Annotated in this window: 27 protein-coding genes and 1 pseudogene; 11 read left to right on the plus strand and 17 right to left on the minus strand. The window is 63.1% G+C overall.

Going from position 1 to position 25,892, the window contains the following annotated elements; all coding sequences use genetic code 11:
* Window positions 1-4 precede the first annotated feature (4 nt).
* The 12 genes from RPMA_RS19720 to RPMA_RS19775 all read right to left on the minus strand — a co-directional run bounded on the left by RPMA_RS19720 (window position 5) and on the right by RPMA_RS19775 (window position 11,017).
* Window positions 5-1,240, minus strand: a complete 1,236-nt coding sequence (locus RPMA_RS19720) for an adenylate/guanylate cyclase domain-containing protein (protein WP_249225313.1) — start codon at window positions 1,238-1,240, stop codon at window positions 5-7.
* Between the two features lie 138 nt (window positions 1,241-1,378).
* Complete coding sequence (locus RPMA_RS19725; RefSeq protein ID WP_211909367.1) at window positions 1,379-1,714, minus strand: DUF4189 domain-containing protein; 336 nt, start codon at window positions 1,712-1,714, stop codon at window positions 1,379-1,381.
* A gap of 199 nt (window positions 1,715-1,913) precedes the next feature.
* Window positions 1,914-2,810, minus strand: coding sequence for an SDR family oxidoreductase (locus tag RPMA_RS19730; RefSeq protein WP_211909368.1), 897 nt, complete (start codon window positions 2,808-2,810; stop codon window positions 1,914-1,916).
* Window positions 2,811-2,854: 44 nt separating this feature from the next.
* Entirely contained in the window at window positions 2,855-3,592 is a 738-nt protein-coding gene (locus RPMA_RS19735) for an SDR family oxidoreductase (protein ID WP_211909369.1), read from the minus strand.
* 363 nt (window positions 3,593-3,955) lie between these two features.
* Window positions 3,956-5,560, minus strand: coding sequence for an NTP transferase domain-containing protein (locus RPMA_RS19740; RefSeq protein WP_211909370.1), 1,605 nt, complete (start codon window positions 5,558-5,560; stop codon window positions 3,956-3,958).
* Complete coding sequence (locus tag RPMA_RS19745) at window positions 5,557-6,258, minus strand: XdhC family protein (protein WP_211909371.1); 702 nt, start codon at window positions 6,256-6,258, stop codon at window positions 5,557-5,559. Before RPMA_RS19745 ends, RPMA_RS19740 begins: the two co-directional genes overlap by 4 nt.
* Before the next feature lie 3 nt (window positions 6,259-6,261).
* Window positions 6,262-6,585, minus strand: coding sequence for an XdhC family protein (locus tag RPMA_RS19750; protein ID WP_211909372.1), 324 nt, complete (start codon window positions 6,583-6,585; stop codon window positions 6,262-6,264).
* Window positions 6,586-6,595: 10 nt separating this feature from the next.
* A complete protein-coding gene (locus RPMA_RS19755) occupies window positions 6,596-7,798 on the minus strand; it encodes a vWA domain-containing protein (protein ID WP_211909373.1) in 1,203 nt (400 codons plus the stop codon).
* 196 nt (window positions 7,799-7,994) lie between these two features.
* Entirely contained in the window at window positions 7,995-8,903 is a 909-nt protein-coding gene (locus RPMA_RS19760; RefSeq protein WP_211909374.1) for an AAA family ATPase, read from the minus strand.
* A 35-nt stretch (window positions 8,904-8,938) separates the two neighbouring features.
* A complete protein-coding gene (locus RPMA_RS19765) occupies window positions 8,939-9,745 on the minus strand; it encodes an FAD binding domain-containing protein (protein WP_211909375.1) in 807 nt (268 codons plus the stop codon).
* Between the two features lie 60 nt (window positions 9,746-9,805).
* Window positions 9,806-10,291, minus strand: a complete 486-nt coding sequence (locus RPMA_RS19770; RefSeq protein WP_211909376.1) for a (2Fe-2S)-binding protein — start codon at window positions 10,289-10,291, stop codon at window positions 9,806-9,808.
* A 279-nt stretch (window positions 10,292-10,570) separates the two neighbouring features.
* Window positions 10,571-11,017 (minus strand): CoxG family protein, encoded by a 447-nt coding sequence (locus RPMA_RS19775; RefSeq protein WP_211909377.1) that lies wholly within the window; start codon window positions 11,015-11,017, stop codon window positions 10,571-10,573.
* Window positions 11,018-11,199: 182 nt separating this feature from the next.
* Here RPMA_RS19775 and RPMA_RS19780 point away from each other — a divergent pair, with 182 nt between their 5' ends.
* From RPMA_RS19780 to RPMA_RS19790, 3 genes are all read left to right on the plus strand, one after another.
* Window positions 11,200-12,552, plus strand: coding sequence for a 3-carboxy-cis,cis-muconate cycloisomerase (locus tag RPMA_RS19780; RefSeq protein WP_211909378.1), 1,353 nt, complete (start codon window positions 11,200-11,202; stop codon window positions 12,550-12,552).
* 19 nt (window positions 12,553-12,571) lie between these two features.
* Window positions 12,572-13,351, plus strand: coding sequence for a 3-oxoadipate enol-lactonase (pcaD, locus tag RPMA_RS19785; protein ID WP_211909379.1), 780 nt, complete (start codon window positions 12,572-12,574; stop codon window positions 13,349-13,351).
* Window positions 13,352-13,451: 100 nt separating this feature from the next.
* A complete protein-coding gene (locus RPMA_RS19790; protein WP_211909380.1) occupies window positions 13,452-13,841 on the plus strand; it encodes a carboxymuconolactone decarboxylase family protein in 390 nt (129 codons plus the stop codon).
* Here the strand turns inward: RPMA_RS19790 and RPMA_RS19795 are convergent.
* Together RPMA_RS19795 and RPMA_RS19800 are read right to left on the minus strand one after the other, a co-directional pair.
* On the minus strand, window positions 13,838-14,452 hold the full coding sequence (locus RPMA_RS19795; RefSeq protein WP_211909381.1) for a hypothetical protein: 615 nt from the start codon (window positions 14,450-14,452) through the stop codon (window positions 13,838-13,840). The genes RPMA_RS19790 and RPMA_RS19795 overlap by 4 nt on opposite strands.
* Window positions 14,453-14,668: 216 nt before the next feature.
* Window positions 14,669-14,836, minus strand: a complete 168-nt coding sequence (locus RPMA_RS19800; RefSeq protein ID WP_211909382.1) for a hypothetical protein — start codon at window positions 14,834-14,836, stop codon at window positions 14,669-14,671.
* A 287-nt stretch (window positions 14,837-15,123) separates the two neighbouring features.
* Here RPMA_RS19800 and RPMA_RS19805 point away from each other — a divergent pair, with 287 nt between their 5' ends.
* The 5 genes from RPMA_RS19805 (at window position 15,124) to RPMA_RS19825 (ending at window position 20,550) form a co-directional block, all read left to right on the plus strand.
* A complete protein-coding gene (locus tag RPMA_RS19805; RefSeq protein WP_211909383.1) occupies window positions 15,124-16,041 on the plus strand; it encodes an ABC transporter permease subunit in 918 nt (305 codons plus the stop codon).
* A gap of 13 nt (window positions 16,042-16,054) precedes the next feature.
* Window positions 16,055-17,377 (plus strand): high-affinity branched-chain amino acid ABC transporter permease LivM, encoded by a 1,323-nt coding sequence (livM, locus tag RPMA_RS19810; protein WP_211909384.1) that lies wholly within the window; start codon window positions 16,055-16,057, stop codon window positions 17,375-17,377.
* On the plus strand, window positions 17,374-18,216 hold the full coding sequence (locus RPMA_RS19815) for an ABC transporter ATP-binding protein (RefSeq protein WP_211909385.1): 843 nt from the start codon (window positions 17,374-17,376) through the stop codon (window positions 18,214-18,216). Before livM ends, RPMA_RS19815 begins: the two co-directional genes overlap by 4 nt.
* A 118-nt stretch (window positions 18,217-18,334) precedes the next feature.
* Window positions 18,335-19,072 carry an ABC transporter ATP-binding protein gene (locus tag RPMA_RS19820; protein WP_211909386.1) on the plus strand — a complete coding sequence of 246 codons (738 nt, stop codon included), beginning with the start codon at window positions 18,335-18,337 and terminating at the stop codon, window positions 19,070-19,072.
* A gap of 365 nt (window positions 19,073-19,437) precedes the next feature.
* On the plus strand, window positions 19,438-20,550 hold the full coding sequence (locus tag RPMA_RS19825) for a branched-chain amino acid ABC transporter substrate-binding protein (RefSeq protein WP_211909387.1): 1,113 nt from the start codon (window positions 19,438-19,440) through the stop codon (window positions 20,548-20,550).
* Window positions 20,551-20,807: 257 nt separating this feature from the next.
* On the opposite strand, the pseudogene RPMA_RS19830 reads toward RPMA_RS19825, so the two are convergent.
* Window positions 20,808-21,541: pseudogene (locus RPMA_RS19830) on the minus strand (cytochrome c biogenesis CcdA family protein).
* A 122-nt stretch (window positions 21,542-21,663) separates the two neighbouring features.
* Here RPMA_RS19830 and RPMA_RS19835 point away from each other — a divergent pair.
* Window positions 21,664-22,662: a P1 family peptidase gene (locus RPMA_RS19835; RefSeq protein WP_211909388.1), complete on the plus strand. Its 999-nt coding sequence runs from the start codon at window positions 21,664-21,666 to the stop codon at window positions 22,660-22,662.
* Window positions 22,663-22,935: 273 nt separating this feature from the next.
* The gene (locus tag RPMA_RS19840; protein ID WP_211909389.1) at window positions 22,936-23,232 is read left to right on the plus strand and encodes a hypothetical protein; all 297 of its coding nucleotides are present in this window, start codon (window positions 22,936-22,938) and stop codon (window positions 23,230-23,232) included.
* 116 nt (window positions 23,233-23,348) lie between these two features.
* On the opposite strand, the gene RPMA_RS19845 is transcribed toward RPMA_RS19840, so the two are convergent.
* On the minus strand, window positions 23,349-24,530 hold the full coding sequence (locus tag RPMA_RS19845) for an outer membrane beta-barrel protein (protein WP_211909390.1): 1,182 nt from the start codon (window positions 24,528-24,530) through the stop codon (window positions 23,349-23,351).
* A gap of 254 nt (window positions 24,531-24,784) precedes the next feature.
* On the opposite strand from RPMA_RS19845, the gene RPMA_RS19850 reads away from it, so the two are divergent.
* On the plus strand, window positions 24,785-24,967 hold the full coding sequence (locus RPMA_RS19850; protein WP_328516579.1) for a KTSC domain-containing protein: 183 nt from the start codon (window positions 24,785-24,787) through the stop codon (window positions 24,965-24,967).
* Here RPMA_RS19850 and RPMA_RS19855 read toward each other — a convergent pair.
* Complete coding sequence (locus RPMA_RS19855; protein ID WP_211909392.1) at window positions 24,932-25,666, minus strand: EF-hand domain-containing protein; 735 nt, start codon at window positions 25,664-25,666, stop codon at window positions 24,932-24,934. The two genes, RPMA_RS19850 and RPMA_RS19855, sit on opposite strands and share 36 nt — an antisense overlap.
* Between the last annotated feature and the right edge of the window lie 226 nt (window positions 25,667-25,892).

The raw sequence follows: 25,892 nt of genomic DNA on the forward strand, positions 1-25,892 counted from the left end.
TGCCTCACCCCAAACGCCAGATCGCCTGCGGCTGCTCATAGCCGCGGATCGCGACATCGCCGAGGAAGGTCGCCTCGTCATGGCCGGCATCGAGGGCATCGCGCACGGCCGAGGAAATCAGGAGCTGCGATCCGAACTCCTTGTTGAGCGCTTCGAGGCGCGCCGCAAAATTCACGGTGTCGCCCATGACCGTATATTCCTTGCGGCGCGGCGAGCCGACATTGCCGGCGATCACGGCGCCCATATGGATGCCGATGCCGATCCGCAGCGGCCACGCGCTGCCTTGATTGTTGCGCGCGATCTCCTCTAGCATCTCGCGCGCGGCATCGACGGCGCATTGCGCAGACCCGGGATCCTCGATCGGCGCGCCGAACAGCGCGAGAAAGCCGTCGCCGAGAAACTTGTTCACGATGCCGGAATGGCGATCGAGCACATCGACGAGCACAGCAAAGGCATCATCGAGGCGCTCGACGACCTGGCGTGGCGTATGGATGCGCGTCGCCGCCGTGAAATCGCGGATGTCCACGAACATCACGGCGACCCGCCGCATCTCCGTGGTCGGAGCCGTTCCCGACGCCAGCAGGCGTTCGACCACCTGCGGCGAGACATGCTGGCCGAACAGATTGGTGACGTGATCGCGCGCCGCGGTGGCCGCGATGCTCGCCTCGAACTGGCGGCGCAGCTGCATCCCGACAGCTCCCGCGAGCACGCCGCCGACGAACAGCATCACCGCGCGGACGAACTGGAAAATGCCTTCCGGCATCGGTTCATCGGCAAAGCCCACCGGCTGATAAAGCATCGCCAAGGCGAACATCTCGGCCGCCGCGACGAAACCGGTGAATGTCGATAGCCAGAAATCCAGCCGCAGGGTCGAGAGGATAATGAAGATGAAATAAGTGAGCGGCGCCGCGAAAGCGAGCGCAGTGTTGGCGCCCATCCAGTTCATGTGCAGATAGAGCGCGGCGGTCGGCACGCTGGTCTCGACCAGCGCGCTCAGATAGCGGCGGACGATGGGCACGTCCTTGTTCTGGGCGACGCGGCGGCTGACGAGATAGAGCGCCAGCAGTTCGAGCCCCAGGAACGGAAGGAAAATGACATAGGTGGAGCCGAGCTCGAAACCGCCCTTGGAGATGCCGATAAAGATATCCGGCGTCACCAACTGAACGATGGTGACCACCACCATCAGCACGACGACCGTCGCGATGACGGCCTTGATGCGCAGCCGCTCGGTGAGCAGCACTTGCAGATTCAGCGCTTCACGGGCGGCCCGCAGTTCTGGGCTTTCAGCGACCGGGGGAAATATGGTTCGTCGAAATGGCATCATCGGCGGCAGACTAGCGGCCGATCAGGAAATCAACGAGACCAAATCTGGGCATCACTAGCCTTTGGCGTCGCAGGCCCAGGCGCGGATGACGCATTCCTTGCCGCCATGCTCGTAGCACTTCTTGGTGGCCTCGTTGAGCGACGAGGAAATACGCGGCGCGACGGCATAACCATGAGCACCGCAGGGATTGGCCATATCCACCGCCAGCGCCGCGCAGGCGCGGTTCATGGTGACAGTCGTGCAGTTGCCCTTGCAGGCCTTCTTGGCGGCAGTCAGCGCCGATGCCTGTGCCGCATGATCATAGGCCTGGCCATAGGCGCCGCATTTTCCGATAGCGAGGGCGCCAGCGCCCATCGCCGGTTGCAGCATCCCCAAACTCAGAACCAGCATGGCAGAAAAAAACGCGCGGTGACGCGCGGCAAATCGAGATGACAAAATCCCCTCCCCGAGGTGCAGTCAGCACGACATTACCGCCCGGGAGTTTCGAGATGGTGAATGATACGAGGACGCAGGCCGCACAAAGGCGTGCAGCCGCGCCTTCATGAAGCCCTCATGTGCGACAGGGTGGCACACGAGGGCCTCAAGCCCGTCAGTGCGTGTGCGGCGTCAGCAAATCGCCCAGTTGCACGCGTCGCAGGAATTCGGCGCGGATGCGGTCTGCGACCGCATTGACGACCTCCGCTCCGTCCGAGACGGGATCAATATGCACCCTGAACGGCCGCTTTCCGAACGGCATACCGACGACGCGAACGATCGCGCGCGCGACCTCTTCAGGGTCTGATTCCGGAGGCGAAGCCGCAGCGAGATTCCGGACCGCGATGTCGGCAATATCAGCGGTCGGCCCGTCGGCATATGCCTCGGCACGGGCCGTGTCGCCGGGCTTGCCGGCATGCGCGAAGTGGTTGGTGCCGGTGGTGAAAGATCCCGGCACCACGATGGTTGTCTCGATACCCCAGCGCGCGAGTTCACCGGCATAGCTGACCGCAAGCGAATCCATCGCAGCCTTGGCAGCAAAGTAAGGTGCGAGATAGGGCGGCGTACCGCCGCGCGCGCTGCTGGACGAGACCCATAGAACCAGGCCGTCGCGCCGCTCGCGCATATAGGGCAGAACCGCGCGATTGACGCGCTGGGTGCTCAATACGTTGACATCATATTGTGCGGCGAGTTGTTCGGTCGTGAAACATTCGGCTGGCCCATAAACCATATGGCCAGCATTGTGGATCACGACATCAAGACGACCTGCATCCGTGATAATTTTGGCGATCGCAGCACCGACAGATTCGTCATGGCCGACATCGAGTTCGAGCGGCCGGATATCGACGGCCTGTTCGCGTGCGAATTTTGTGACGGTCTCAACCTGCCCGGCATTGCGTCCGGTCGTTTCTCGCATGCCGGCGAAGACGGTGTGCCCGGCCTGAGCCAGCGCTTTGGCGCTCATCAGACCGAAACCGCTGGATGCGCCCGTGATGACGATGATCTTCTTCATCTTTAGCCTCTCGTGTTGGGAAAAATCGGGCGAAGAACGGAGCGTCAGGCGAACCCGCCATTGGATCGAATGATCTGGGCGTTGACCCAACCGCCGCTTGGACTTGCGAGGAAAGCGACGATATCGGCGGCATCTTCCGGCGTGCCGATCCGCTCCAGCGGCGCAAGCTTGGCGAATTCCTCGACCTCCTCGCCCGACCTTCCTTTGAAGAAGAGGTCTGTTCCAGTCGGGCCGGGCGCGACGGCGTTCACGGTGATATTGCGCCCACGAAGTTCGTTGGCGAGCACGCGGACGAGACCATCGACCCCGGCCTTGGAAGCGATGTACGGGCCGAAGCTGGGAAATGATTTCGCCAGCACGCTGCTGGAAAACGCGATGATGCGTCCGCCTTCCGCGACATGGCGGGCTGCCTCGCCGAAAACGATGTAGGTGCCACGCAAGTTTGTCGCGATGACCCTGTCGAACGTCGCCAGATCGCCTTCTTCGATCTTGGTCAATGGCATGATGCCTGAGCTTTGAACCACCACATCGATACGACCAAATGTGTCCAGGGCGGCTTTGAAAACCGCTCTCACCTCCGCCTCGGCGGCCACGTCGGCCTTTGCGCTGATCGCTTGCCCGCCCCTGGCCTTGATGGCGGCGACGATCTCATCAGCCTTGGCAGGGTTACCTGCGTAATGGGCGACGATTGCAAAGCCTTGCATTGCGAGCCGCAATGCGATGGCCCGCCCGATGCCGCCAGACGCTCCGATGATGATTGCCACCTTGTTTTCAACCGTCATGTCACACGTTCCTTCGCGTTGTCGCCGGCGTGGCTGATCAGCGCATCATCTCGGCGGAGCTACAGAAATATCGCGCATCGCGTTGGCCTGCTTTCGCAGGATTGCGCGCTGCCATTGACATGTTGCGATTTTATCGCCGCGCCGTATTGTTCAATCATCCACCGCAGGATTGTTCATGATTGAAAGGCTCGGCGATGAATCGCTTCGCCTGATCATGTCAGCGATTTTTGATCGGACCGGGATGCAAGCTAAACAGGGAGATTGCAGGGCGCGCAAAAGCGCTCTTGCGCCGTGCCCACCATCCCGACGTGATGGCAATGGTGGGCACGTTGCGCTTTGCCCATTCTAGTCTCAGCTACAAATTCAGCCGCCCCGCGCCTCTTCCAGCGCCTCTGGCGTGTCGATGTCGAGAAAGGCGCCGCGGCCTTCGACGGGGACATCGGCGACGACTTCCGCATGTTTCAGGACCAACGCGCGCGCACCGATATCGCCGTCCAGCGTCATCAGTTCCGGGAAGAAGCGGCGCGACCACAGCACGGGATTGCCTCGACGACCTTCGCTGACGGGCGCTGCGATGAGATGGCCGCGATCCGGCGCGAAGGCGTCGATCAGGCGATCGATCAGCTTCGTGTCGATCAGCGGCATGTCGCCGAGACAGACCACGGCGCCATCGGCATCACGCGGCACGGCGGCGATGCCGGCTTTCACAGAGCTGGCAATGCCATCGGGATAATCGGGATTGTAGACGAAGGTGACGTTGAGGCCGCGCAGCGCCTTTTCGACCTCGGCAGCCTCGTGGCCGGTGACCACCGTGACGCTGCTGGCTTTCGACTTCAGCGCATGCTCGACAACGATGCGCACCAGCGGCTTGCCGTTGAGCTCCGCGAGCAGCTTGTTCGGTCCGCCCATGCGCGTGCCGCGGCCGGCGGCGAGCACAAGTGCTGCAACGCTGCGATTGCCATCGGTCTCTGCCGGCGCGCGCGGCTGCGGGCGGGTTACGATCTCCATCAGCAACCCGCCGACGCCCATGCCGACGAGATCCTTGCGCGTCACCTCAAGGCCGGCGAGCAGGCGCATCAGCACCCAATCAAAACCGTTCTCCACCGGTGAACGCGCGCAGCCGGGCGCGCCGAGCACCGGTACATCGCCGACCGCACCGATCAGCAGCAGATTACCGGGATCCACCGGCATGCCGAAATGCTGGATAGTGCCACCGACCTCGGTGATGGCGGCTGGAATGACGTCGCGGCGATCGGCGATGGCGGACGCGCCGAATACGATCACGAGCTCGGCGCCGAGCCGCAGCAATTCATTGATCGTTTTCGCCAGCACCTTTTCATCATGCGGCACGCGCCGCTCGGCGATAATTTTGGCGCCGGCCGGCGCAAGGCGCTCTTCCGTCACGCGAAGGGTCTTGTCGATGACCTTTGGCGACAGGCCAGGCAGCAGCGTGGAAACGATGCCGACCTTCTTCACCTTGTAAGGCGCAATCCGCATGGCAGCGCCACCGGCCGCCCTCACCGCGGCATCGCGCAGCGTGGCCGCGACGCCGAACGGGATCAGCTTCACGGTGGCGATCATCTCGTTCTCAACCACCGGCTTGAACGCATCGAGCGTCGCGAAGGTGATCGCTTCATCGACGCTGTTGATGCGATCGACGGCGGCGCGATCGATGACCAAAACGCCGGGCTTGGCAGCAAACAGATTGGCACGGCCGGTGAAGGCGCGCTCCACCGTGACGCCCTCGCCCGCCACCGCCTGCGCGATGCTGGCTGCGGCTGCATCTTCGGAGACATCGCCGTCTTCTAGGCGCACGACGACGACTTCCTTGACGCCAGCGCGCTTGAGTGCGGCAATTTCATCGGCGCCGATCGTCGTGCCCTTCTTGAGCACGAGATCGCCCTGCCGCAGCGTGTGCACCGTGACGCCGCCGAGTGCATCGGCCGGGCTGGCCGGACCGAACTTCATGCCGCAGCTGCCTTTGCTTCTTTCGGCAGGCGGAGCTCTGCAGTGATTTCGGCCATGATCGACACCGCGATCTCCGACGGTGAGACTGCACCGATGTTCAGGCCGATGGGCGCCTTGATCTTTGCGAGATCTGCGTCGCTTGCGCCCTGCCCCTTCAGGCGATCGAGGCGCTTGGCGTGCGTCTTCCGCGAGCCGAGTGCGCCGATATAGAAGCAGCCCTTCTCGAAGGCATGCAGCAATGCGGGATCGTCGATCTTCGGATCATGGGTCACCGCCACAAAAGCGGTCCAGCGATCGATGCCGAGCGGCGGCAGCGCCTCGTCCGGCCATTCCGCGATCAGATTCACATCCGGGAATCGCTCGGGGCTGGCAAAGGCGGTGCGCGGATCGACGACAGTGACGTCGTAATCGAGCGAGCGAGCCAAGGGCGCAAGCGCCTGGCTGATATGGACGGCGCCGATAATCACGAGTTTTGCGGTGGGTGCATAGACATTGAGAAACTGCTTTGTGCCGTCCACCTCGATCATGGCGCTCTTGCCCATGCGCAGCTGCTTTTCCAGCTCCGCATGCAAGGGGTCGGCGGCGAAGTCTACCGCCTTCACCAAGCGCTGTATACCGCTGGATATATCGGTTACCACGATGACCGGCCGGCGCGCGGCGCGCTCGGCATTGAGCAGCGCCAGTGTTTCGGTTTTCACGGTTCAGCCTACCTTTTCGACAAAGACGCGGATGGTGCCGCCACAGGACAGACCGACATTCCACGCAGTTTCATCAGCCACGCCGAATTCCAGCAGTTTCGGCTTGCCGCTTTCGATCACGTCGAGCGCTTCGGTGACGACGGCGCCCTCGACACAGCCGCCGGAGACCGAGCCGAGAAACGTGCCGTCGTCATTGATGACCAGATTGGAGCCGGCGGGGCGCGGCGCCGAGCCCCAGGTCTCCACCACCGTGGCGAGTGCGACGCCATGTCCCGCTTTTTGCCAGGCTTCGGCGGCCTGCAGGATGTCTTCTTCGCGATTGAGCATCAGAATCTCCTTAAGCGGCCGGGCGGATCAACGGGCCGTGATGGCCGGATGTCGGCGCGGACAGGGCTTTGATCAGCCCATCGATAGATGTCAAATTATGTACCGGGCGAAATTCGTCAACGTGGGGTAGCATCATTTTGATGCCCTGCGCCTTCGGCTCGAAGCCGTCGAAACGCAGCAGCGGATTTAGCCATATCAGTTTGCGGCAGGAGCGATGCAGCCGATCCATTTCAAAGGCAAGTTGCGAATCCGCCTCGCGCTCCAGGCCATCAGAGATCAACAGCACGATGGCGCCCTGCCCGAGCACCCGGCGGCCCCACAGCTTGTTGAAATTGTGCAGCGAGGCCGAGATGCGGGTACCGCCGGCCCAGTCCTCCACTGACGCCGTGCATGACGCCAGCGCCTCGTCGGGATCGCGCGCCCGCAAGGCGCGGGTGACATTGGTGAGCCGCGTGCCGAACAGGAACACCGAGACGCGTTTTCGCGCATCGGTGATGGCGTGGAGGAAGTGCAGGAACAGGCGGGTATATTCGCTCATCGAGCCGGAAATATCGAGCAGCGCCACGATGGGCGCCGGCTTGTCGATCAGGCCGAGGCGGCGAATATCGACGATATCGCCGCCGGTGCGCAGCGAGGCACGCAGCGTGCGGCGCAGATCGAGCCTGACGCCCTGCCTGTCCGGCCGGGTGCGGCGTGTGCGCAGCTCCGCCTGCGGCAGCCGCATAGTGGCGATGGCGCGGGTGACCTCGGCGATCTCCGCCGCACTCATCTGCGCAAAGTCTTTCTTCTGCAGGACCTCGCGATCGGAGACCGAGAGCTTGATCTCCTGCTCCTGCGGCGCCTCGCGCTCTTCGCCTTTCAACGGCTGCGCCATCGCCTCCTGCACGCGGCGCGAGGCCGGCGGCGGCTTGCGCCTGGCATCGTCGGGCAGCGGCACGGAATCGAGCATCTGCTTCCAGTCTTCCTCGGCGCGGAAGAACAGGTCGAACGCCTGATGGAAGATCAGCGCATGTTCGTGCCGCTTGACGAAGATCGCTTCCAGCGTGGCATAGACATCGGCGCGCTTGCCGATCTCGATCAGTTGCAGCGCCGCGAGCGCGTCGATGGCAGCGCCCGGCCCGATCGGGAGTCCGGCTTTACGCAAAGCGCGGGCGAAGCCGATGACATTATCGGCCATGGCACCGGTGGGGGGATTGAGGTGATCGATGGGCATATTTCAGGCCCCCGATGCGATCGCCCCCTCTCCCGCTTGCGGGGGAGGGTTGGGGTGGGGGCAAGCCACCCGCACCGGAGAATTGTTGAGGTAAGAATTCTTCGCGACGGCTGACAGCTGAGCGCGGCGCGCCCCCACCCCGGCCCTCCCCCGCAAGCGGGAGAGGGAGAAGAGAAGCGCCGCGCTTGCTCCCGCACTACCCATCCGTTGCTTCCTTGATCGTCTTCGCCAGCACGTCACCCTGCATGCGCTGGATGTCGTCCTGGTATTTCAGCAGCGCACCGAGCGTGTCGCCCACCACCTGCGGCGTCAGCGAGCGGGCGTCGAGTTCGGTCAGGGCTGTCGCCCAGTCGATGGTCTCGGCCACGCCCGGCGACTTGTAGAAATCCTGGTCGCGCAGTTTCTGTACGAAGGACACGACCTGCTGCGACAGCTTTGCGGAGATGCCGGGCACGCGCGATTTCACGATGGTGAGTTCGCGATCGGCGGCGGGATAATCGACCCAGTGATACAGGCAGCGCCGCTTCAGCGCGTCGTGGATCTCGCGGGTGCGATTCGAGGTGATGATGACGATCGGCGGCGACGGCGCTTTCACGGTACCGAGTTCGGGGATCGTGACCTGGAAGTCGGACAGGATTTCGAGGAGATACGCCTCGAAGGCCTCATCGGCGCGGTCGAGTTCGTCGATCAGCAGCACCGGCGCGCCGTTTACATCGGGCTCTAGCGCCTGCAGCAGCGGACGCTTGATCAGATAGCGATCGGCAAAGATGTCGCTGGCGAGCTGATCGCGATCACTGTCACCGGCGGCTTCCGCCAGCCGGATCGCGATCATCTGCGCGGCGCTGTTCCACTCATAGACGGCGGAGGAGACGTCGAGGCCTTCATAGCATTGCAGGCGGATCAGCTTGCGGCCGAGGGCGGCCGACAGCACTTTTGCGATCTCGGTCTTGCCAACGCCCGCCTCGCCTTCGAGAAACAGCGGCCGGCCCATTCGCAGCGACAGATAGGCCACCGTGGCCAGAGAACGCTCGGCGAAATAGTCGCGCTTGGTGAGCAGATCGAGCATGCCATCGACGGAAGTGGGAAGCGCCGATGGTGCAGTCATGGATTACCCAATCTCAGAAGCTGCGGGCCTGACAATCAGGCCCGGTTGTTGGCGGCATCGACCGCGCGCTTGGCCAGCACGCCGATCAGATGCGCACGATACTCGGCGCTGCCATGCAAGTCACTGTTGAGGCCATCCGGCGACACATCGATGCCATCCAGCGCCTTCGGCAAGAACCGCTTCTTCAGTGCTTCCTCAAACGCCTCGACGCGGAACACGCCGTCCTGACCAGCGCCCGTCACCGTGACGCGCACGCCCGAGGGCAGACGCGCGACGAATACACCGACCAGCGCGTAACGCGAGGCCTGGTTGCGGAATTTCTGATAGGCGGCCTTCTTCGGCAGCGGGAACGAGACCTTGGTGATGATCTCGTCCGACTCCAGCGCGGTCGTGAACAGGCCCTGGAAAAACTCTTCCGGCTTCAGCTTGCGCTTGTTGGTGACGATGGTGGCGCCGAGCGCCATCACAGCCGCCGGATAATCCGCGGTCGGATCGTTATTGGCGAGCGAGCCGCCGATGGTGCCCTTGTGGCGCACGGCGGGATCGCCGATCAGGCCGGCGAGTTCGGCCAGCGCGGGAATGGCTTCGGCCACCGTTGGCGACGACGCGACATCGGCATGTTTCGCCAGCGCGCCGATCACCAGCGAGCGGCCCTTGATCTCGATGCCATCGACGCCTTCGATATGGGAGAGGTCGATGATATCGGACGGCGCAGCGAGGCGCTGCTTCATCACCGGCACCAGCGTGTGGCCGCCGGCGATCAGTTTTGCGTCTTCATGCTTGGCGAGGAGATTGGCAGCCTGCCGCACGGTGGACGGGCGATGATATTTGAATTCGTACATGGAAAATCCCTGAACAATCCTTGGGGCGCGCGCGCTGGTCGCGATTATCGTTGGGCGTTCTTAAGCGAGGTCGGAGTTTTCCATCGCCTTGGCACCCGCGGCGATCGACGCCACGATGTTCTGATAACCGGTGCAGCGGCAGAGATTGCCTTCGAGTTCTTCGCGGATCACATGGTCCTCGAGATCGTGCCCCTTGCGGTGGACGATATCGATGGCGGTCATGATCATGCCCGGCGTGCAGAAGCCGCATTGCAGACCGTGATGCTCGCGAAACGCTTCCTGCATCGGATGCAGCGGTGCGCCATCGGCGGCGAGGCCTTCGATGGTCTTCACCTCATGACCGTCAGCCATGACCGCAAGCGTGGTACAGGCCTTCACCGCCTTGCCATCGAGATGCACGACACAGGCGCCGCATTGCGAGGTATCGCAACCCACATGGGTGCCGGTCAGCCGCAGCTCTTCGCGCAGGAATTGCACCAGCAGGGTGCGCGGATCGATATTCTTGGCGACGGGATTCCCGTTCACGATCATCGAGACTTTTGCCATATGCACTCTCTGTCATCCGCGCATGCCATCGCGTGGCCGCACGGTTCTTAAAATCGTTCCAAACGTATCATATTGACGAAGTTTGCCATCGGCAACCGCGCGAAAACGCAGCCCGATGCGCGTTTTCCGCGGATATCAAGAGAGCGTGATCGGGTGCGCTGCGGTAGCAACGAGGCGCAGCCGTAGCCCGGATGGAGCGTAGCGCAATCCGTGAATCGGAGCGTCGGCACATCGCCGGTCCCCGGGTTTCGCTGCGCTCCACCCGGGCTACAGGAATCGTCAGCCCTGCACGGCCTTGGCGAAATTGTTGAAAAACTCGTCGGCGATCTTCTTGGCCGAGCCATTGATCAGGCGCTGGCCGAGCTGGGCGAGCTTGCCGCCGATCTGCGCTTCCACATTATAGGTCAGCAGCGTGCCACCATCCTTCTCGGTCAGCGCCACGGTAGCGCCGCCCTTGGCGAAGCCGGCGACACCGCCCTCGCCTTCGCCCGAAATCTTGTAGCCGTTCGGCGGATCGAGATCGCTCAGCGTGACCTTGCCCTTGAAGCGGGCCGAGACGGGACCGACCTTGATTTTTGCCGTGGCACGGAAACCGCCCTCTTCGGTGGTCTCCAGCTCTTCGCAGCCGGGGATGCAGGATTTCAGGACGGCGGGATCATTGAGCTTCTCCCAGACCACTTCGCGGCTCGCGGCCAGCTGCACTTCGCCGCTCATCGTCATGGCCATGGGCAATCTCCTGCGTGTTCAAAAATTCAAAAGAGGCTCATCCCAAGTAATGCACGGATCGGGCAAAGGAAAGACCGGCCGGCAACCGCCCCACTGCCTATTCGCAGTGCAACAGCGATGTGGCGCCAGGACCTTTCGGGGCTCTTGGAGACTCCAACGGGAATGGCTAGGGTCCGGCCGCAATGAGCACAGCCCTTTCCCCTCTCCTGGCACCGCTACTCTCGAGCGCCGCGATGCGCGCGATCTGTGACGATGCGACCACACTGCAGCACATGCTGGACTTCGAGGCCGCGCTGGCGCGGGCGGAGGCCGCCGTGTGCGTGATTCCCGCTGGCGCCGTGACAGCCATCGACGCCGCATGCCGCGCCGATCAATTCGACATAGGCGCATTGGCCGAGGCCGCGACGCGATCCGGCAATCTCGCGATTCCCTTGGTGAAGGCGCTGACGGCCCATGTGGCCAAGGCCGATCCGGACGCCGCGCGCTATGTGCATTGGGGCGCCACCAGCCAGGATGTGATCGACAGCGCGACCATGCTCAGCCTGCGCGCCGCCATCGACGCGCTGCTGGCCGATTGCGACCGCGCCATTGCCGGCTTCGCAAAGCTGGCCGCACAGCATCGCAACACCGCGGTGGTCGCCCGCACCTGGCTGCAGCACGCGCTGCCGATGCCGTTCGGGCTGAAGCTTGCCGAATACGCCTCAGCCTTGCACCGCTCGCGTCAGCGCCTCGCGCGGCTGCGCGCCGAAGGCTTCGCACTGCAATTCGGCGGCGCCGCCGGGACACTTGCGGCGCTCGGCGACAAGGGCCTCGCCGTTGCCGAGCAATTGGCAAAGGAACTGGACCTGCCGCTGCCGGACGCGCCGTGGCACACCCATCGCGATCGCATCGCTGATGTCGCCTCCGTGCTCGCCATCCTGTCCGGCACCTGCGGCAAGATCGCCCGCGATGTGTCGCTGATGATGCAGACCGATGTGGGCGAAGCCTTCGAGCCCTCCGGCGAAGGCCGCGGCGGTTCATCCACGATGCCGCACAAGCGCAATCCGGTCGCGTCCGCCTCCGCGCTCGGCGCTGCCACCATGGCGCCCAATCTCGCCGCCACCATCTTCGCCGCGCAGGTGCAGGACCACGAGCGCAGCGCGGGACCGTGGCATGCGGAATGGCCGACGCTGCCATCGCTGCTGCTGGTGACCTCCGGCGCCCTCGCCGCCATCGTCGATATCGCCGAAGGGCTCGAGGTCGATGCTTTGAGGATGCGCAGCAATCTCGATACCGCGCACGGATTGATCATGGCCGAGGCCGTGACCTTTGCGCTGGCCGAAAAGCTCGGCAAGAGCGATGCCCATCATCTGGTGGAAGCGGCCAGCAAGAAGGCCGCCGTGGAGAAAAAGCATCTGCGCGATGTGCTGGCTGCAGATCCCCGGGTGACGGCGCAGCTCAATGCGGATGCCATCACAAAACTGTTCGAGCCGATGGATTACCAGGGCGCCTCGCAGGCTCTCATCGATCGTCTGCTGACATCACTCAAGCTTTAAGAACGACGGAGTTTATCCCATGCCCATGATCGATGCCGACGGCTGCCTGTTGAATGTGTCCGTCGAAGGCCGCGACAGCGGGCCGACCTTGATGCTGTCGAACTCGCTCGGCTGCACCATGGCCATGTGGGAGCCGCAGATGCCGGCGCTCTCAAAACTCTTCCGCGTGATCCGCTATGATCGCCGCGGCCATGGCAAATCCGGCATGAATGGCGCGGTGTCGATGGAACGCTACGGCAAGGATGTGCTGGCGATCCTCGACGATCTCAATATCGATCGCGTGCACTGGTGCGGCCTCTCGATGGGCGGCATGGTCGGGCAATGGCTCGGTGCCAATGCGCCGGATCGTTTCAACAAGATGATCCTCGCCAATACCAGCTGCTACTATCCGGACCCGACCAACTGGCACAACCGCATCAAGGCCGTGCGTGAAGGCGGCATCGCCTCGGTCGCCGACGCCGTGATCGGTGGCTGGCTGACCGCAGACTTCCGCGAACGCGAGCCGGAAGCCACGGCCAAGATGAAGGCCATGCTGCTGGCGACGCCGGTGGAAGGCTATCTCGCCGCCTGCGAAGCGCTCTCGACCCTCGACCAGCGCGCGCTGCTGCCGAAGATCAAGAGCCCGGTGCTGGTGATTGCCGGCAAGCAGGACAATGCAACGCCGGTGGCCGCAGGCGAATTCATCCGCGCCAACATCCCCGGCGCCAGCATGACCCTGCTGGATGCCGCGCATATTTCCAATGTCGAGCAGAGCCACGCCTTTACGGAAGCCGTGGTCGGCTTTTTAACTCAACGATAACAGCCGTCATTGCGAGGAGCGTAGCGACGAAGCAATCCAGAAGCCGCGCGAAGAAAGACTGGATTGCTTCGCTTCGCTCGCAATGACGAGGAGAGACCAAATGGACGAACAAAAACGCGCCGAAAAAGGCACCGCAAAACGCCGCAAGATTCTCGGCGATGCGTGGGTCGATAAATCCGCGGCCGGCAAGAACAGCTTCAATGCCGATTTCCTCGACCTGATCTCGCGCTATGCCTGGGGCGAGATCTGGACGCGGCCTGCCTTCGACGATCGCACGCGGCGCGTGCTGGTGATCGGCACCATGGTGGCGCTCGGCCAGTGGGACGAATTCCGCCTGCATGTGCGCGCAGCTTTGGCCGAAGGCGGCTTCACGCCCGACGACATCAAGGAAATCCTGCTGCAGCAGGCGATCTATTGCGGGGTGCCGGCGGCGAACCACGCCACCAAGGAAGCTGGCGCGATCATCAAGGAATTGGGGCTCGCTGTCTAAGCGACCTTCTGCGCCGCCACCGCATCATTGGCGGCGCTGCTGGGCTGGCCGGGATCGAGCACCTGCCCTGCACCCACACGGCGCAGCGGCGGCTCGACGACCATCACGACCGCCACGCCGAGGATCAGCAGCAATTCGGTGATGTGCAGCCGCATGGCGAGGATCTCGCCGACCTTCGACGCCATGATCATACTCGCGAAGGAAATCACGCCGCCGATGGCCAGCGCCATCGCCAGTGGCTCGTCGCAGCCGCCTGCCTGGCGGATTCTCGGACGGGTGATGAAGACGAGGAAGACCGCGAAGAATGCGACCACCGTGAGCTTGCCGAGCGCGAGCAGCCACGCATAGCGGACGGTGCCGAAGCTCGACAGCTGCAGATAATCGCTCAGGAACAGCGCCAGCGAGATGTTGGGGCGCTCGTAGAATCCCTGGATCGGCGAGACCATGATGCGGAATGCAAAGATGGTCCAGGTCGGGATGAAATAGAACGCCAGCAGCGCGCCCGCAAAGGTGCTGATGCGCCAGCTCTGAAACGTGCCTTTGGCCGACCAGTTATCCTGAGAGACAGGGTCCTGGGAAATACTGTTCTGGGAAATATCGTGCTCGGGCATGCCGCTGTCCATCGCTGATCCGCGACTCGCATGCGAGCCGACATGGTTGACGGGGAGCTAACGCCCACGCCACCACAGCGACAATGTAAACCATTCATTAACCTTAATTTCCGGACTTTGGGGACATCCCTTCCTTGTGGACGATTTCCACTTGCCAAAAGAAAAGCCCCGCCTTTCGGCGGGGCCTTCCTCAGGAGTTGCTGAGAACAACCCGCTCTAACTCTGCTGCTGGTGGCCTGGCGGATTTCCCTGCCGGCTCGGATCCTGCTGCTGGCCCGGGCGCTGCTGGCCCTGCTGCTGCCCTCCCTGCTGGCCCATCTGGCCGGGGTTCTGGGTCTGCTGGCCCTGATTGCTCTGGTTTTGGTTCGACTGTCGTTTGGACATTCGGCCTTCTCCTTTGTTGAACCATCCAACGCATCGACAACGCATGCCTCCGCCGACCGTTTCTGTTCCGACATGGTCATTGCAGGGCCATTGCGCGGAGCAAATGTGACGGCGGAACTGATTGCACTGCAGCGAAAAACGGCAGGGACAGCTCAACTTAGCCGCAGCCTCCCCTGTTGCTGTTCCCGCAAAACCACTGTTAGAAAATGGAACAGTGATCGCGAGATTCCGGCTGTCGGGGTTTCAGCATCGCGCCACGCGAAACACGACAGCATGATACGGGGTCTATGGATTATTTTGCCCAGCAACTGATCAACGGTCTCGTGCTCGGCTCGATCTATGGCCTGATCGCCATCGGCTACACCATGGTCTATGGCATCGTCGGCATGATCAATTTCGCCCATGGCGACATCTTCATGATCGGCGGCTTCATTGCGCTGATCACCTTTCTGATCCTCGTCTCCATCGGCCTCACCGCTGTCCCGCTCATTTTGTTGCTGGTGCTGCTGGTCGCCATGGCCGTCACCTCGCTCTATGGCTGGACCATCGAGCGCATCGCCTATCGGCCGCTGCGCCATTCGTTCCGCCTCGCGCCGATGCTGTCGGCGATCGGCATGTCTTTCGTGCTGACGAATTTCTCGCAGGTGGCGCAAGGCGCCCGCGTGAAGCCGGTGCCGCCGATCATCACCGGCGGCTACACGCTGCATGAAGGCGTCGATGGTTTCTCCATCCGCGTCTCCAACATCCAGATCATCGTCGTGATCACCACCGTCGTGCTGCTGGCGCTGTTCACCTATCTCGTCGCACGCACGCGGCTCGGCCGTGACATGCGCGCCTGCGAGCAGGACCAGAAGATGGCCTCGCTGCTCGGCGTCGATGTCGATCGCACCATTTCCTTCACTTTCGTGATCGGCGCTGCGCTCGCTGCCGTCGCCGGCATGATGTACCTGCTCTATTACGGCCTGGTCGATTTCTTCATGGGCTTCGTCGCCGGCATCAAGGCGTTCACTGCCGCCGTACTCGGCGGCATCGGCTCGCTGCCCGGCGCGATGCTCGGCGGCCTGCTGATCGGCCTGATCGAGACGTTGTGGTCGGCCTATTTCTCCACGGAATACAAGGACGTCGCTGCCTTCTCGATCCTGATCGTGGTGCTGATCTTCATGCCGACCGGCCTGCTCGGCCGTCCCGAAGTCGAAAAAGTCTGAGACGGGACACAGCGTGGCAGCGGCATCGACATCCAGCAAAACCACCGGCGGCCTCGACGTCGCATTCATCCTCAAGAAATCTGTGATCTCGGCGCTCGTCGCGCTGGTGCTGTTCTCGCTGATGATCGGCATCCGCACGGAAGCCGGCTCCGATGGGCAGCTGACTTACTGGACACGCTTCGGCGACCTCGCGGCGATGGTCGCCACCGTGTTCGGCGGCAGCATCCTGATCGAACTGCTGCGCCACTGGTGGGGGCCGGTGGAGACGGTACGCGTGGTGCCGCCGTCGGCCAGCAAAGCACTGTCGCTGGCCGGCCGCGCGCTGGTGCCGGTGCTGCTGATCTTCGCCTTCCTCGTCCCCGTCATCTTCTACAACGAGCGCTACATCCTCGATCTCGGCATCCTGGTGCTCACCTATGTGATGCTCGGCTGGGGCCTCAATATCGTGGTCGGCCTCGCCGGCCTGCTCGATCTCGGCTATGTCGCCTTCTACGCGGTCGGCGCCTATTCCTACGCGCTGCTGGCGACCACCTTCGGCCTGTCATTCTGGATCTGCCTGCCACTGGCCGGCATCCTCGCGGCTTTCTTCGGCATCCTGCTCGGTTTCCCTGTGCTGCGGCTGCGCGGCGACTATCTCGCCATCGTGACGCTGGCCTTCGGCGAAATCATCCGCCTCGTGCTCTTGAACTGGCAGTCGCTCACCGGCGGCCCCAACGGCATCAGCGGCATTCCGCGCCCGACCATGTTCGGCATTCCGCTGACGCCGGGCGATGACGGCCTCGCCGCGCTGCTCCACATAGAGTTCTCGCCGACCCACCGCATCGTCTTCCTGTTCTATCTGATCCTGGTGCTGGCGCTGATCACCAACTGGGCCACCATCCGCCTGCGCCGCCTGCCCATCGGCCGCGCCTGGGAAGCGCTGCGCGAGGACGAAGTCGCCTGCCGCGCGCTCGGCATCAACACCACAACGACAAAACTCACCGCCTTCGCCATCGGCGCCATGTTCGGCGGTTTTGCCGGCGCCTTCTTCGCCACGCGTCAGGGTTTTATCAGCCCGGAAAGCTTCACCTTCCATGAGTCGGCATTGGTGCTGGCCATCGTCGTGCTCGGCGGCATGGGCTCGCAACTCGGCGTGGCGCTCGCCGCCGTCGCGCTGATCGGCGGCTTCGAGCTGTTCCGCGGGCTCGAACAATTCCGCATGCTGGTGTTCGGCATGGCCATGGTGCTGCTGATGATCTGGCGCCCGCGCGGATTGATCGGCCACCGCGCGCCCACCGTCTATCTCGAACGCAATCAGGCGATCTCGTCCGACCTCGTCAAAGAGGGGCACGGATGATCAACGACATTCCAATCAACACGATCTTGAGTGTCGAAAACCTGACCATGCGGTTCGGCGGCATCGTGGCCGTCAACGATCTGTCCTTCACGGCCGAACGCGGCAAGATCACCGCGCTGATCGGTCCGAACGGCGCCGGCAAGACCACGGTGTTCAACTGCATCACCGGTTTCTACAAGCCGACCTCGGGCGTCATTCGCCTGCGCCACAGCGACAGCGAATGGCAGCTGGAGACACTGAACGATTTTCGCATTTCGAAAGTCGCCAAGGTCGCGCGCACGTTCCAGAACATCCGCCTGTTTCCCGGCATGACTGCGCTGGAAAACCTGATGGTGGCCCAGCACAACGCACTGATGCGTGCCTCCGGCTACACCTTCCTCGGCCTGTTCGGCGTGCCGTCGTTTCGTGCGGCGGAGAATGCAGCCATCGATCTTGCGCGCTACTGGCTCGACCAGATCGGCCTGCTCCCACGCGCCGACGATGCGGCTGGCAACCTGCCTTATGGCGACCAGCGCCGCCTCGAAATCGTGCGCGCGATGTGTACCGAGCCGGCGCTGCTGTGCCTCGATGAACCCGCCGCCGGCCTCAATGCGAAGGAAAGCGGCGAGCTCAACGAACTCCTGCTGCGGATCCGCGGCGACCACGGCACGTCGATCCTTTTGATCGAACATGACATGTCCGTGGTGATGGAAATCTCCGACCACATCCATGTGCTCGATTACGGCGTGAAGATCGCGCATGGCACGCCGCAGGAAATCCGCGACGATCCGAAGGTGATCGCCGCCTATCTCGGCGCCGATGAGGAAGAGGCGATTGCGGTGATGGAGGGCGAAACGTGAAAACGCCATTCTCTCAGCCGTCATTGCGAGGAGCCCTTGCGACGAAGCAATCCAGCTCTTCCCTCACTTGGCTTTCTGGATTGCTTCGCTACGCTCGCAATGACAGCGAGGCCATCGCATGACCTCCACGCCCATGCTCGCCATCACCGGCCTACGCGCGTCCTATGGCAAGATCGAAGCGCTGAAGGGCATCGACCTTTCGATCCAGCGCGGCGAGATCGTCGCCTTGATCGGCGCCAATGGCGCCGGCAAGTCGACGCTGATGATGACGATTTTCGGCAAGCCGCGCGCCCGCGCCGGCCACGTGGTCTATGACGGCATGGATATCACCGCTATGCCGACACATGAGATCGCGCGCATGCGCATCGCGCAATCGCCGGAAGGCCGCCGCATCTTTCCGCGTATGAGCGTGCAGGAGAATCTGCAGATGGGCGCCGACGTCAACGAGATGACGCCCGCCCAGCACAGCGAAAGCCTCGACAAGGTGCTGACGCTGTTTCCGCGCCTGAAGGAGCGCATGACCCAGCGCGGCGGCACGCTCTCCGGCGGCGAACAACAGATGCTGGCCATCGGCCGCGCGCTGATGAGCCGCCCGCGTTTGCTGCTGCTCGACGAGCCCTCGCTCGGCCTCGCCCCCCTGATCGCCAAGCAGATTTTTGACGCCATCCGCGTGCTCAACAAAGAGGACGGGCTGACGGTGCTGATCGTCGAGCAGAACGCCAATCACGCGCTGCGCCTCGCCCATCGTGGATATGTGATGGTCAATGGACTGATCACACTGTCGGGCACGGGCGCGGAATTGTTGAAGGCGCCGGAGATCAGGTCGGCTTATCTCGAAGGGGGACGACACGGGTAGAAGCGACGGCGCGCGAATAACCTCTCCCCGTTCTTTACGGGGAGAGGTCGGCGCATCTTCGCGCCGGGTGAGGGCATGGCACGAGGCCAGCCACACGAGCGGATGATCGAAATCTTTCCGACCACAGCCGCACCAATCATCGACCCGAGACCCACGCGCTCGCCTCTGCTCCCGCGTGCCGCCCCTCACCCGGCGCTTCGCGCCGACCTCTCCCCGCGCAAGTGCGGGGAGAGGTTAGGAAGTGGCGGCGAAGTGACGCAGTTGGCCTTGGTGGCACCCTAAAATTGCCGGTGACTTCACTTCAAAATCACACCACACTCCACCGTCATCCATCCCGGCCCCACGGCCCTCATCGCGAGGATCACATGAAACCCATCAAGCTTCTCGGTCTTGCCTTCGCTGCATCGCTGCTGTCATCGGCGGCCTTTGCGCAGGACATCAATGTCGCGGTGGCCGGCCCCATGACGGGCGGCGAATCGGCGTTCGGCCGGCAGATGAAGAACGGCGCCGACCAGGCCGTGGCCGACATCAATGCCGCTGGCGGCGTGCTCGGCAAGAAGCTGGCGCTGCAGGTGGGCGACGATGCCTGCGATCCCAAGCAGGCGCGCTCGGTCGCCGAGAAGCTGGCCTCCTCGAAGGTGCCGTTCGTCGCCGGGCATTTCTGCTCGTCGTCGTCGATCCCGGCCTCGGAAGCCTATGCCGACAGCAATGTGCTGCAGATCACGCCGGCCTCGACCAACCCGCTGTTCACCGAGCGCAAGCTCGCCAATGTGCTGCGCGTCTGCGGCCGTGACGACCAGCAGGGCCTCGTCGCCGCCGACTACATTGCCAAGAACTTCAAGGGCAAGAACGTCGCGATCCTCAACGACAAGACCACTTACGGCAAGGGCCTCGCCGACGAGACCAAAAAGGCGATGAACAAGGCCGGCGTCACCGAAAAAATGTTCGAGAGCTACAACAAAGGCGACAAGGATTTTAACTCCATCGTATCGCGCCTGAAGCGCGACAATATCGATCTCGTCTATGTCGGCGGCTATCACCAGGAAGCCGGCCTGATCCTGCGCCAGATGCGCGACCAGGGCCTCAAAACCGTGATGATGGCGGGCGACGCCATGAACGACAAGGAATTCGCGTCCATCACCGGCCCCGCCGCGGAAGGCACGCTGTTCACCTTCGGCCCGGACCCGCGCAACAAGCCGACCGCCAAGGCCATCGTCGAGAAGTTCAAGGCCAAGAACATCGATCCGGAAGGCTACACGCTCTACACTTATGCCGCGTTCCAGGTCTGGACCCAGGCTGTGGCCAAGGCCAATTCCACCGACACCAAGAAGGTGATGGAGACCATCAAGGCCGGCGAATGGGACACCGTGCTGGGCAAGATGGCCTTCGACGCCAAGGGCGACATCAAGGCGATCGACTATGTCGTCTACAAGTGGGACGCGAAGGGCAACTATGCGGAGCTCGGCAAGGGTAGCTGAGGCGTCTTAACCTCTCCCCGCTCTTGCGCGGGGAGAGGTCGGCGCGCCTTCGCGCCGGGTGAGGGGCATGGCACAAGGCCTGACGCAGTCTCACCACTATCGAAGCGAAGAATTCTTCAGCATGCCTGACTTGGTGGTCGGAGAGATCCGATAGGCCTCGCATGAGGCACGCGCGTGCCATGCCCTCACCCGCCCGGCTTCGCTACGCTTCGCCGGACGACCTCTCCCCGCTCAAGGGCGGGGAGAGGTTAAGGGCCCTACCCGAAATTCTGCAGCGCCGGAAATGTCTCCAGCAGCCAGATGCTGGCATTGGCGATACCGCCGGTGAGGAAGGCGATGCCGGTGAGGATCATCAGCACGCCCATTGCGCGCTCCACATGCACCAGATGCTTCTTCATCCGCGCGAACACGCTGGAGAACTGCTCCACCATGAAGGCCGCGATCAGGAACGGAATGCCGAGGCCGAGCGAATAGACGGCGAGCAGCCCTGCCCCTTGGTCACCGTGGCCTCCGCCGCCGCCACTGACAGAATCGCCGCCAGGATCGGGCCGATGCAGGGCGTCCAGCCGAACGCAAAGGCGAGGCCCATGGCATAGGCGCCCCACAGGCCGACGGGCTTCGGCATCGCAAGGCGCCCCTCGCGCATCAGCACGCCGATGCGGGTCAGGCCGAGGAAATGCAGGCCCATCAGGATGATCAGCACGCCCGCGATCATCGAGAGCTGCGCCGCATAGGCGCGCACCAGACTGCCGATCAGGCTGGCGCTGGCACCGAGCAGCACGAACACTGTGGAGAAGCCCAGCACGAAGACCAGCGCCGAGATCATCACGGCACGGCGGGACACCGCCTCCTGCTCATCATCGGCGACATGTTCGATGGTCGCGCCCGTGAGATAGATGAGATAAGGCGGCACCAGCGGCAGCACGCAAGGTGACAGGAAGCTGACAATGCCGGCAATGAGCGCCGCGGGGATCGTGACATCCGTGATCATGCGGCTAGATGCACCGCGCGCGCGCCGACATGCAAGCGTGTTAGATCAAGGATTATGCAGTTGATAAGGTTGTGATCGCGCGTGATCGCCATCGCAGCATGGAATTTGCCGGGAGGAACCCCATGAAGAACCTTCTCACCGATATTGCCGGCGTCCGCGTCGGCCACGCCGACGATGCCGCCCTCGCCTCCGGCGTCACCGCAATCCTGTTCGACAAGCCCGCCGTCGCCTCGGTGGATATCCGCGGCGGCGGCCCCGGCACGCGCGACAGCAGCCTGCTCGATCCCGTCAACACCGTGGATGCCATTCATGGCCTCGCGCTCTCCGGCGGCTCCGCCTTCGGGCTCGAGGCCGGCGGCGGCGTGCAGGCCTGGCTTGCCGAACAGGGCCGCGGCTTCCAGATCGGCGCGGCCATGATCCCGATCGTGCCCGGCGCGATCCTGTTCGATCTCATCAATGGCGGCGACAAGGATTGGGGCCGCTTCCCGCCCTATCGCGATCTCGGCTATGCCGCCGCCGCCAATGCCACCGACAGCTTTGCGCTCGGCAGCGTCGGCGCCGGCATGGGGGCCACCACCGTCAATCTCAAGGGCGGCCTCGGCTCCGCCTCGGCCGTCACGCCATCAGGCGTGCGCGTGGCCGCGCTTGCTGCCGTGAATGCGGTGGGCAGCATCACCATGGGCGACAGCACGCATTTCTGGGCGGCAGCGTTCGAGCAGAACAATGAATTCGGCGGGCGCGGTTTTCCGCGCGTGATGATGCCCGACATGCATGCGCTGCGCATCAAGGGCGGGCCGGCCGCAACATCCATCGAGAACACCACGCTCGCCGTCGTCGTCACCGACGCGATCCTCACCAAGGCGCAGGCGCAGCGCCTTGCGATGATGGCGCAGACCGGATTCGCGCATGCGATCTATCCCGTGCATGCCCCGCTCGACGGCGACATCGTGTTTGCTGCAGCGACGGGCGAGAAAGCAATCGATCCCGTCGTCGGTCTCACCGAGCTCGGCATGATCGCCGGCAATGTGATCGCGCGCGCCATTGCGCGGGGCGTGTATGAGGCGAGCGCATTGCCATTTGCCGGCGCGCTGCCGAGCTGGCGGGATCGGTTTGCGAAATAAGACGCGTCTGTAGGGCGGATGAGGCGAAGCCGTAATCCGCCGCAGAGTTTCAATTATGAATTCGGCCTGCGGATTACGCCTTCGGCTCATCCGCCCTACGGCTCGATCAGGTATACTTCTAACGCACCAAGTATATAACTACCGAAATCATAGTATTCGATCGTATAAAAGCGCCTGCTTTAAGGTAAAAAATCCCTTTCGATTGCAGAGCCAAATTGAACGGCGCATCTTCACGCGTGTCCAAAAGGGGCACACAACAGTGGAGAGAACGTCATGAAGAAGATCGCTATCCTTGCCATCACCGCCGCCGCTCTGATGAGCGCTCCGTCTGCAAACGCGAAGGGCCTCAATGTCGGTCTCGGCCTTGGGGTCGGCGTCAATGCGGGCGGCCTGCTCGGCGGCGTCATTGGTGGCCGCGGTGGCCTGGGTGTCGGAGCCGGTCTCGGCGTCGGCGTCTCCGGTCTCGGCGGCAAGCACGGCCTGGTTGGCGGCCTGCTGCGCAACGGTCTCCTCGTCAATGTCGGCGCCGGTCTCGGTGTCGGCGGACGTGGCGGCGGGTGCGGCTGCTGATCTCAGCATCACACATGACGGCTGAGGGAAACCGATAGCTCGGGAAACCGATAGTTCCCTTGGCAGCGAACGGGGGTACGCCCCCGTTCGCCCTCCAACTGCTCATCGCAGTTGCATCACAGAGATGGCTTGGCAATCAGGTCACCCTTTGGCTTCGTCGCTGTCGGCACAAAGCTCTTCGACAGCGACGACGCCACGATGTAACCCTGCGCCTTCTCGTCGTTCAGCAAGGTGCCGGTGATGCGGGTGACATCGAAGCCCAGCTTGTAGCCATTGCCGATATCGCGCACCGCGCCGAGGCCGTAGGTGATGGTCGTCGCCTTGTAGGGCGAGTCCAGATAGACCGACGACGTATAGCCCGCCGCCGCCGTCAGCAGCCATTTGTCATTCACCTGCCAGCTTCCCTTGGCCGTCATCAACGTATCGATGGTGATTGGCGAGATCGGGAACGTGGTTTCGCCTGCGCGCCTGATGGCCGCCAATTCCAGCGTGAACGGTTTCGGACGCCAGGTCAGGCTGGCATCGAACAGCGTGGTGTTGACATTGGTGAAGTCGATATCGTGCCAGATGCCGTAGAGCTGCGACACCGCCGCGAACAGCGCGATGTCGCCGCTCTCGTAGCGCCCGAACATGAAGGGCTGGATGCGCTCGTTGTCGCGACGGAAGCCGAACAGATCGAGCTCTTCCGCATAGCGCCGCATCGACAGATTCACGGAGACGCCGACCTCGCCCTTGCTGGTGATCACGCTGACGCCAGGAATGATGGCGCCGCGCATGAATTGCAGCGGGATCGGCAGGAAGTCCTGCAGGATCACATTGGTCTGGTTCAGCCTGGACACGCCGACCTCGCCGGTGACGAACCACTTGATCTTGTCCTGGATGGTCTCGACCTTCACCGACTGCACGAGATCCGTCGAATGCGTGTTGTAGGTGTTGATATCGACGAAGGACGTGGTCGAGATCACGCGCAGGCTGTCGTCGCCCATGATACCGCGAAGGCCGAGCTTGGCGACCAGCGCGGGATCGATGCCGGGCGCGATGTAGCGCGTCCCGTTCGCCTCCGCCGTTGCATTCCAGGTGATGTCGTCCTGCTTGCCAGCGGCGATCAGCCCGACCTCGGTGCCGATGAAGGCGCTGCCGATATCGCCGGTGCCGCGGCCGCCGCCGGTCGAGAACAGCGGGTTGCTGTCATAGCCGCCGCGCAGCCGCATGGAGGCGAAGAGCTCGTCCTCCGCACGCGCGGGAGCGCCGAGTAGATAACTACCAATCACCGCAACGAATACTATGATACGCAACATATTCCACCAGATATACTTCAAACTGGAGGAAAGCCTGCCGCGTTATAGTTAGCGAGAAATGAAGCTGCGGCGGCCGCCGCCACATATGCGGCAATCTGACCGCGAAAAGATTGCGCGTGCACAACCTCCTACCTACAGCGCGCCACGCGCAACGAAATGCAGCGGTAGGAGTTTCCGTTGGTGAGCAGAAAGGAGATGCGCAGATGCCATCGACAGCGATTCGCCATCTCACCTACAGCCCCGTGACACGCGAGATGCGCGTGACGTTCACGAGTGGTCGTCGGTATGCTTATGCACAGGTGCCGCCGCATGTGCATGCGGCCTTCAGCACCGCGCCGTCACGCGGCGCGTTCTTCAACCATTGCATTCGCGACCGGTTTGCCTATCGCGAGATCGAAAGATCAGACGCTGATCGCCAGCGACGACGCGCCGGATGAGATCTGCTGCGCCTGCTTGGCGATCATCTGCTCGACCGCATTGTAGGACGTGCGTGCCGCGGCCGCCGTCGATGACGATGCCGCGGCCGAGGTCGACGTTACTTTCGAGCCATCGGCATAGGTGATCGAGGTGGTCGTACTGCCGTCGGCATTCACGGCTGACGATGTCGTGGCGCCGGTGACGTCGGAATTGTCGCCTCTCAGGCGTATCTCGCTGCCGTCCTGCTGCGGCTTGGCGATGCCCTTCACCACCTTGCTCAACTCATCCACACTGACCGAGCCATTGCCGTCGGTGTCGAGCTTGGCAAAGACCTTCTCGGCATTGGCGACATTGGTGCCGCCGGCGCCGAGCTTGTCCGTGAATTCCGATTTGCTGATCGACCCGTCTCCGTCGCCATCGAGCAGCTTGAACAGGCTCTTCAGCGCGTCCGAGCGCGTCTTCGAATTGGCCGAGACATTGGTCTGGCTCTGCGCATCGAGCAGCGCGCTCATGGTCGAGGTCGAGAGATTGCCGGAGGATGGCGTCGCGCCCGCCGTCGTGCCGGTGGTCGCCGCGATAGGCGTCGGCGTGCCCGGCTGGAACGCGCCGCCCTGCGAAAGACCGGTCGTCGTCTTGGAGGCGGACGACGCGTTCTTCTTTGCGGTCAGCGACTGCAGAAGGTCTATGGCCGATGTGGCAAGCGCCGCGACGCCGAGCATCGTCGATCTCCATCCGGGCCGGAATGACCCGGGCAAGGATCAGCAAGCCCCATGCCAGCGGAAAAGCTGTTTAAATTCAACGGCCAGTGGCGTCCATTGCGCCTTGCCAGCCGGGTAATTCGTGCCGTTGCGGCAGATTTTGCCGGAACTCCACAGCCCCGCGCAGCCGCGTTGCCGCGCTCCCGGCTGCATGTTACGCGGAGCCGATCCATCGCCCCTGCAGGAA

The organism is Tardiphaga alba (assembly GCF_018279705.1).
Classification (GTDB): Bacteria; Pseudomonadota; Alphaproteobacteria; order Rhizobiales; family Xanthobacteraceae; genus Tardiphaga; species Tardiphaga alba.

Excerpts from the sequence above, each read along its gene's own strand:
- RPMA_RS19790 (WP_211909380.1), top strand. The coding sequence starts at position 13,452 with ATGGACGAACAAAAACGCGCCGAAAAAGGCACCGCAAAACGCCGCAAG.
- RPMA_RS19805 (WP_211909383.1), top strand. The coding sequence starts at position 15,124 with ATGGATTATTTTGCCCAGCAACTGATCAACGGTCTCGTGCTCGGCTCG.
- RPMA_RS19760 (WP_211909374.1), bottom strand. The coding sequence starts at position 8,903 with ATGACTGCACCATCGGCGCTTCCCACTTCCGTCGATGGCATGCTCGAT.
- RPMA_RS19735 (WP_211909369.1), bottom strand. The coding sequence starts at position 3,592 with ATGACGGTTGAAAACAAGGTGGCAATCATCATCGGAGCGTCTGGCGGC.
- RPMA_RS19780 (WP_211909378.1), top strand. The coding sequence starts at position 11,200 with ATGAGCACAGCCCTTTCCCCTCTCCTGGCACCGCTACTCTCGAGCGCC.
- pcaD (WP_211909379.1), top strand. The coding sequence starts at position 12,572 with ATGCCCATGATCGATGCCGACGGCTGCCTGTTGAATGTGTCCGTCGAA.
- RPMA_RS19750 (WP_211909372.1), bottom strand. The coding sequence starts at position 6,585 with ATGCTCAATCGCGAAGAAGACATCCTGCAGGCCGCCGAAGCCTGGCAA.
- RPMA_RS19840 (WP_211909389.1), top strand. The coding sequence starts at position 22,936 with ATGAAGAAGATCGCTATCCTTGCCATCACCGCCGCCGCTCTGATGAGC.
- RPMA_RS19795 (WP_211909381.1), bottom strand. The coding sequence starts at position 14,452 with ATGCCCGAGCACGATATTTCCCAGAACAGTATTTCCCAGGACCCTGTC.
- RPMA_RS19800 (WP_211909382.1), bottom strand. The coding sequence starts at position 14,836 with ATGTCCAAACGACAGTCGAACCAAAACCAGAGCAATCAGGGCCAGCAG.
- RPMA_RS19845 (WP_211909390.1), bottom strand. The coding sequence starts at position 24,530 with ATGTTGCGTATCATAGTATTCGTTGCGGTGATTGGTAGTTATCTACTC.
- RPMA_RS19815 (WP_211909385.1), top strand. The coding sequence starts at position 17,374 with ATGATCAACGACATTCCAATCAACACGATCTTGAGTGTCGAAAACCTG.
- RPMA_RS19755 (WP_211909373.1), bottom strand. The coding sequence starts at position 7,798 with ATGCCCATCGATCACCTCAATCCCCCCACCGGTGCCATGGCCGATAAT.
- RPMA_RS19820 (WP_211909386.1), top strand. The coding sequence starts at position 18,335 with ATGACCTCCACGCCCATGCTCGCCATCACCGGCCTACGCGCGTCCTAT.
- RPMA_RS19775 (WP_211909377.1), bottom strand. The coding sequence starts at position 11,017 with ATGGCCATGACGATGAGCGGCGAAGTGCAGCTGGCCGCGAGCCGCGAA.
- RPMA_RS19730 (WP_211909368.1), bottom strand. The coding sequence starts at position 2,810 with ATGAAGAAGATCATCGTCATCACGGGCGCATCCAGCGGTTTCGGTCTG.
- RPMA_RS19765 (WP_211909375.1), bottom strand. The coding sequence starts at position 9,745 with ATGTACGAATTCAAATATCATCGCCCGTCCACCGTGCGGCAGGCTGCC.
- RPMA_RS19850 (WP_328516579.1), top strand. The coding sequence starts at position 24,785 with ATGCGCGTGACGTTCACGAGTGGTCGTCGGTATGCTTATGCACAGGTG.
- RPMA_RS19825 (WP_211909387.1), top strand. The coding sequence starts at position 19,438 with ATGAAACCCATCAAGCTTCTCGGTCTTGCCTTCGCTGCATCGCTGCTG.
- RPMA_RS19740 (WP_211909370.1), bottom strand. The coding sequence starts at position 5,560 with ATGAAGTTCGGTCCGGCCAGCCCGGCCGATGCACTCGGCGGCGTCACG.
- RPMA_RS19855 (WP_211909392.1), bottom strand. The coding sequence starts at position 25,666 with ATGCTCGGCGTCGCGGCGCTTGCCACATCGGCCATAGACCTTCTGCAG.
- RPMA_RS19770 (WP_211909376.1), bottom strand. The coding sequence starts at position 10,291 with ATGGCAAAAGTCTCGATGATCGTGAACGGGAATCCCGTCGCCAAGAAT.
- RPMA_RS19835 (WP_211909388.1), top strand. The coding sequence starts at position 21,664 with ATGAAGAACCTTCTCACCGATATTGCCGGCGTCCGCGTCGGCCACGCC.
- RPMA_RS19725 (WP_211909367.1), bottom strand. The coding sequence starts at position 1,714 with ATGCTGGTTCTGAGTTTGGGGATGCTGCAACCGGCGATGGGCGCTGGC.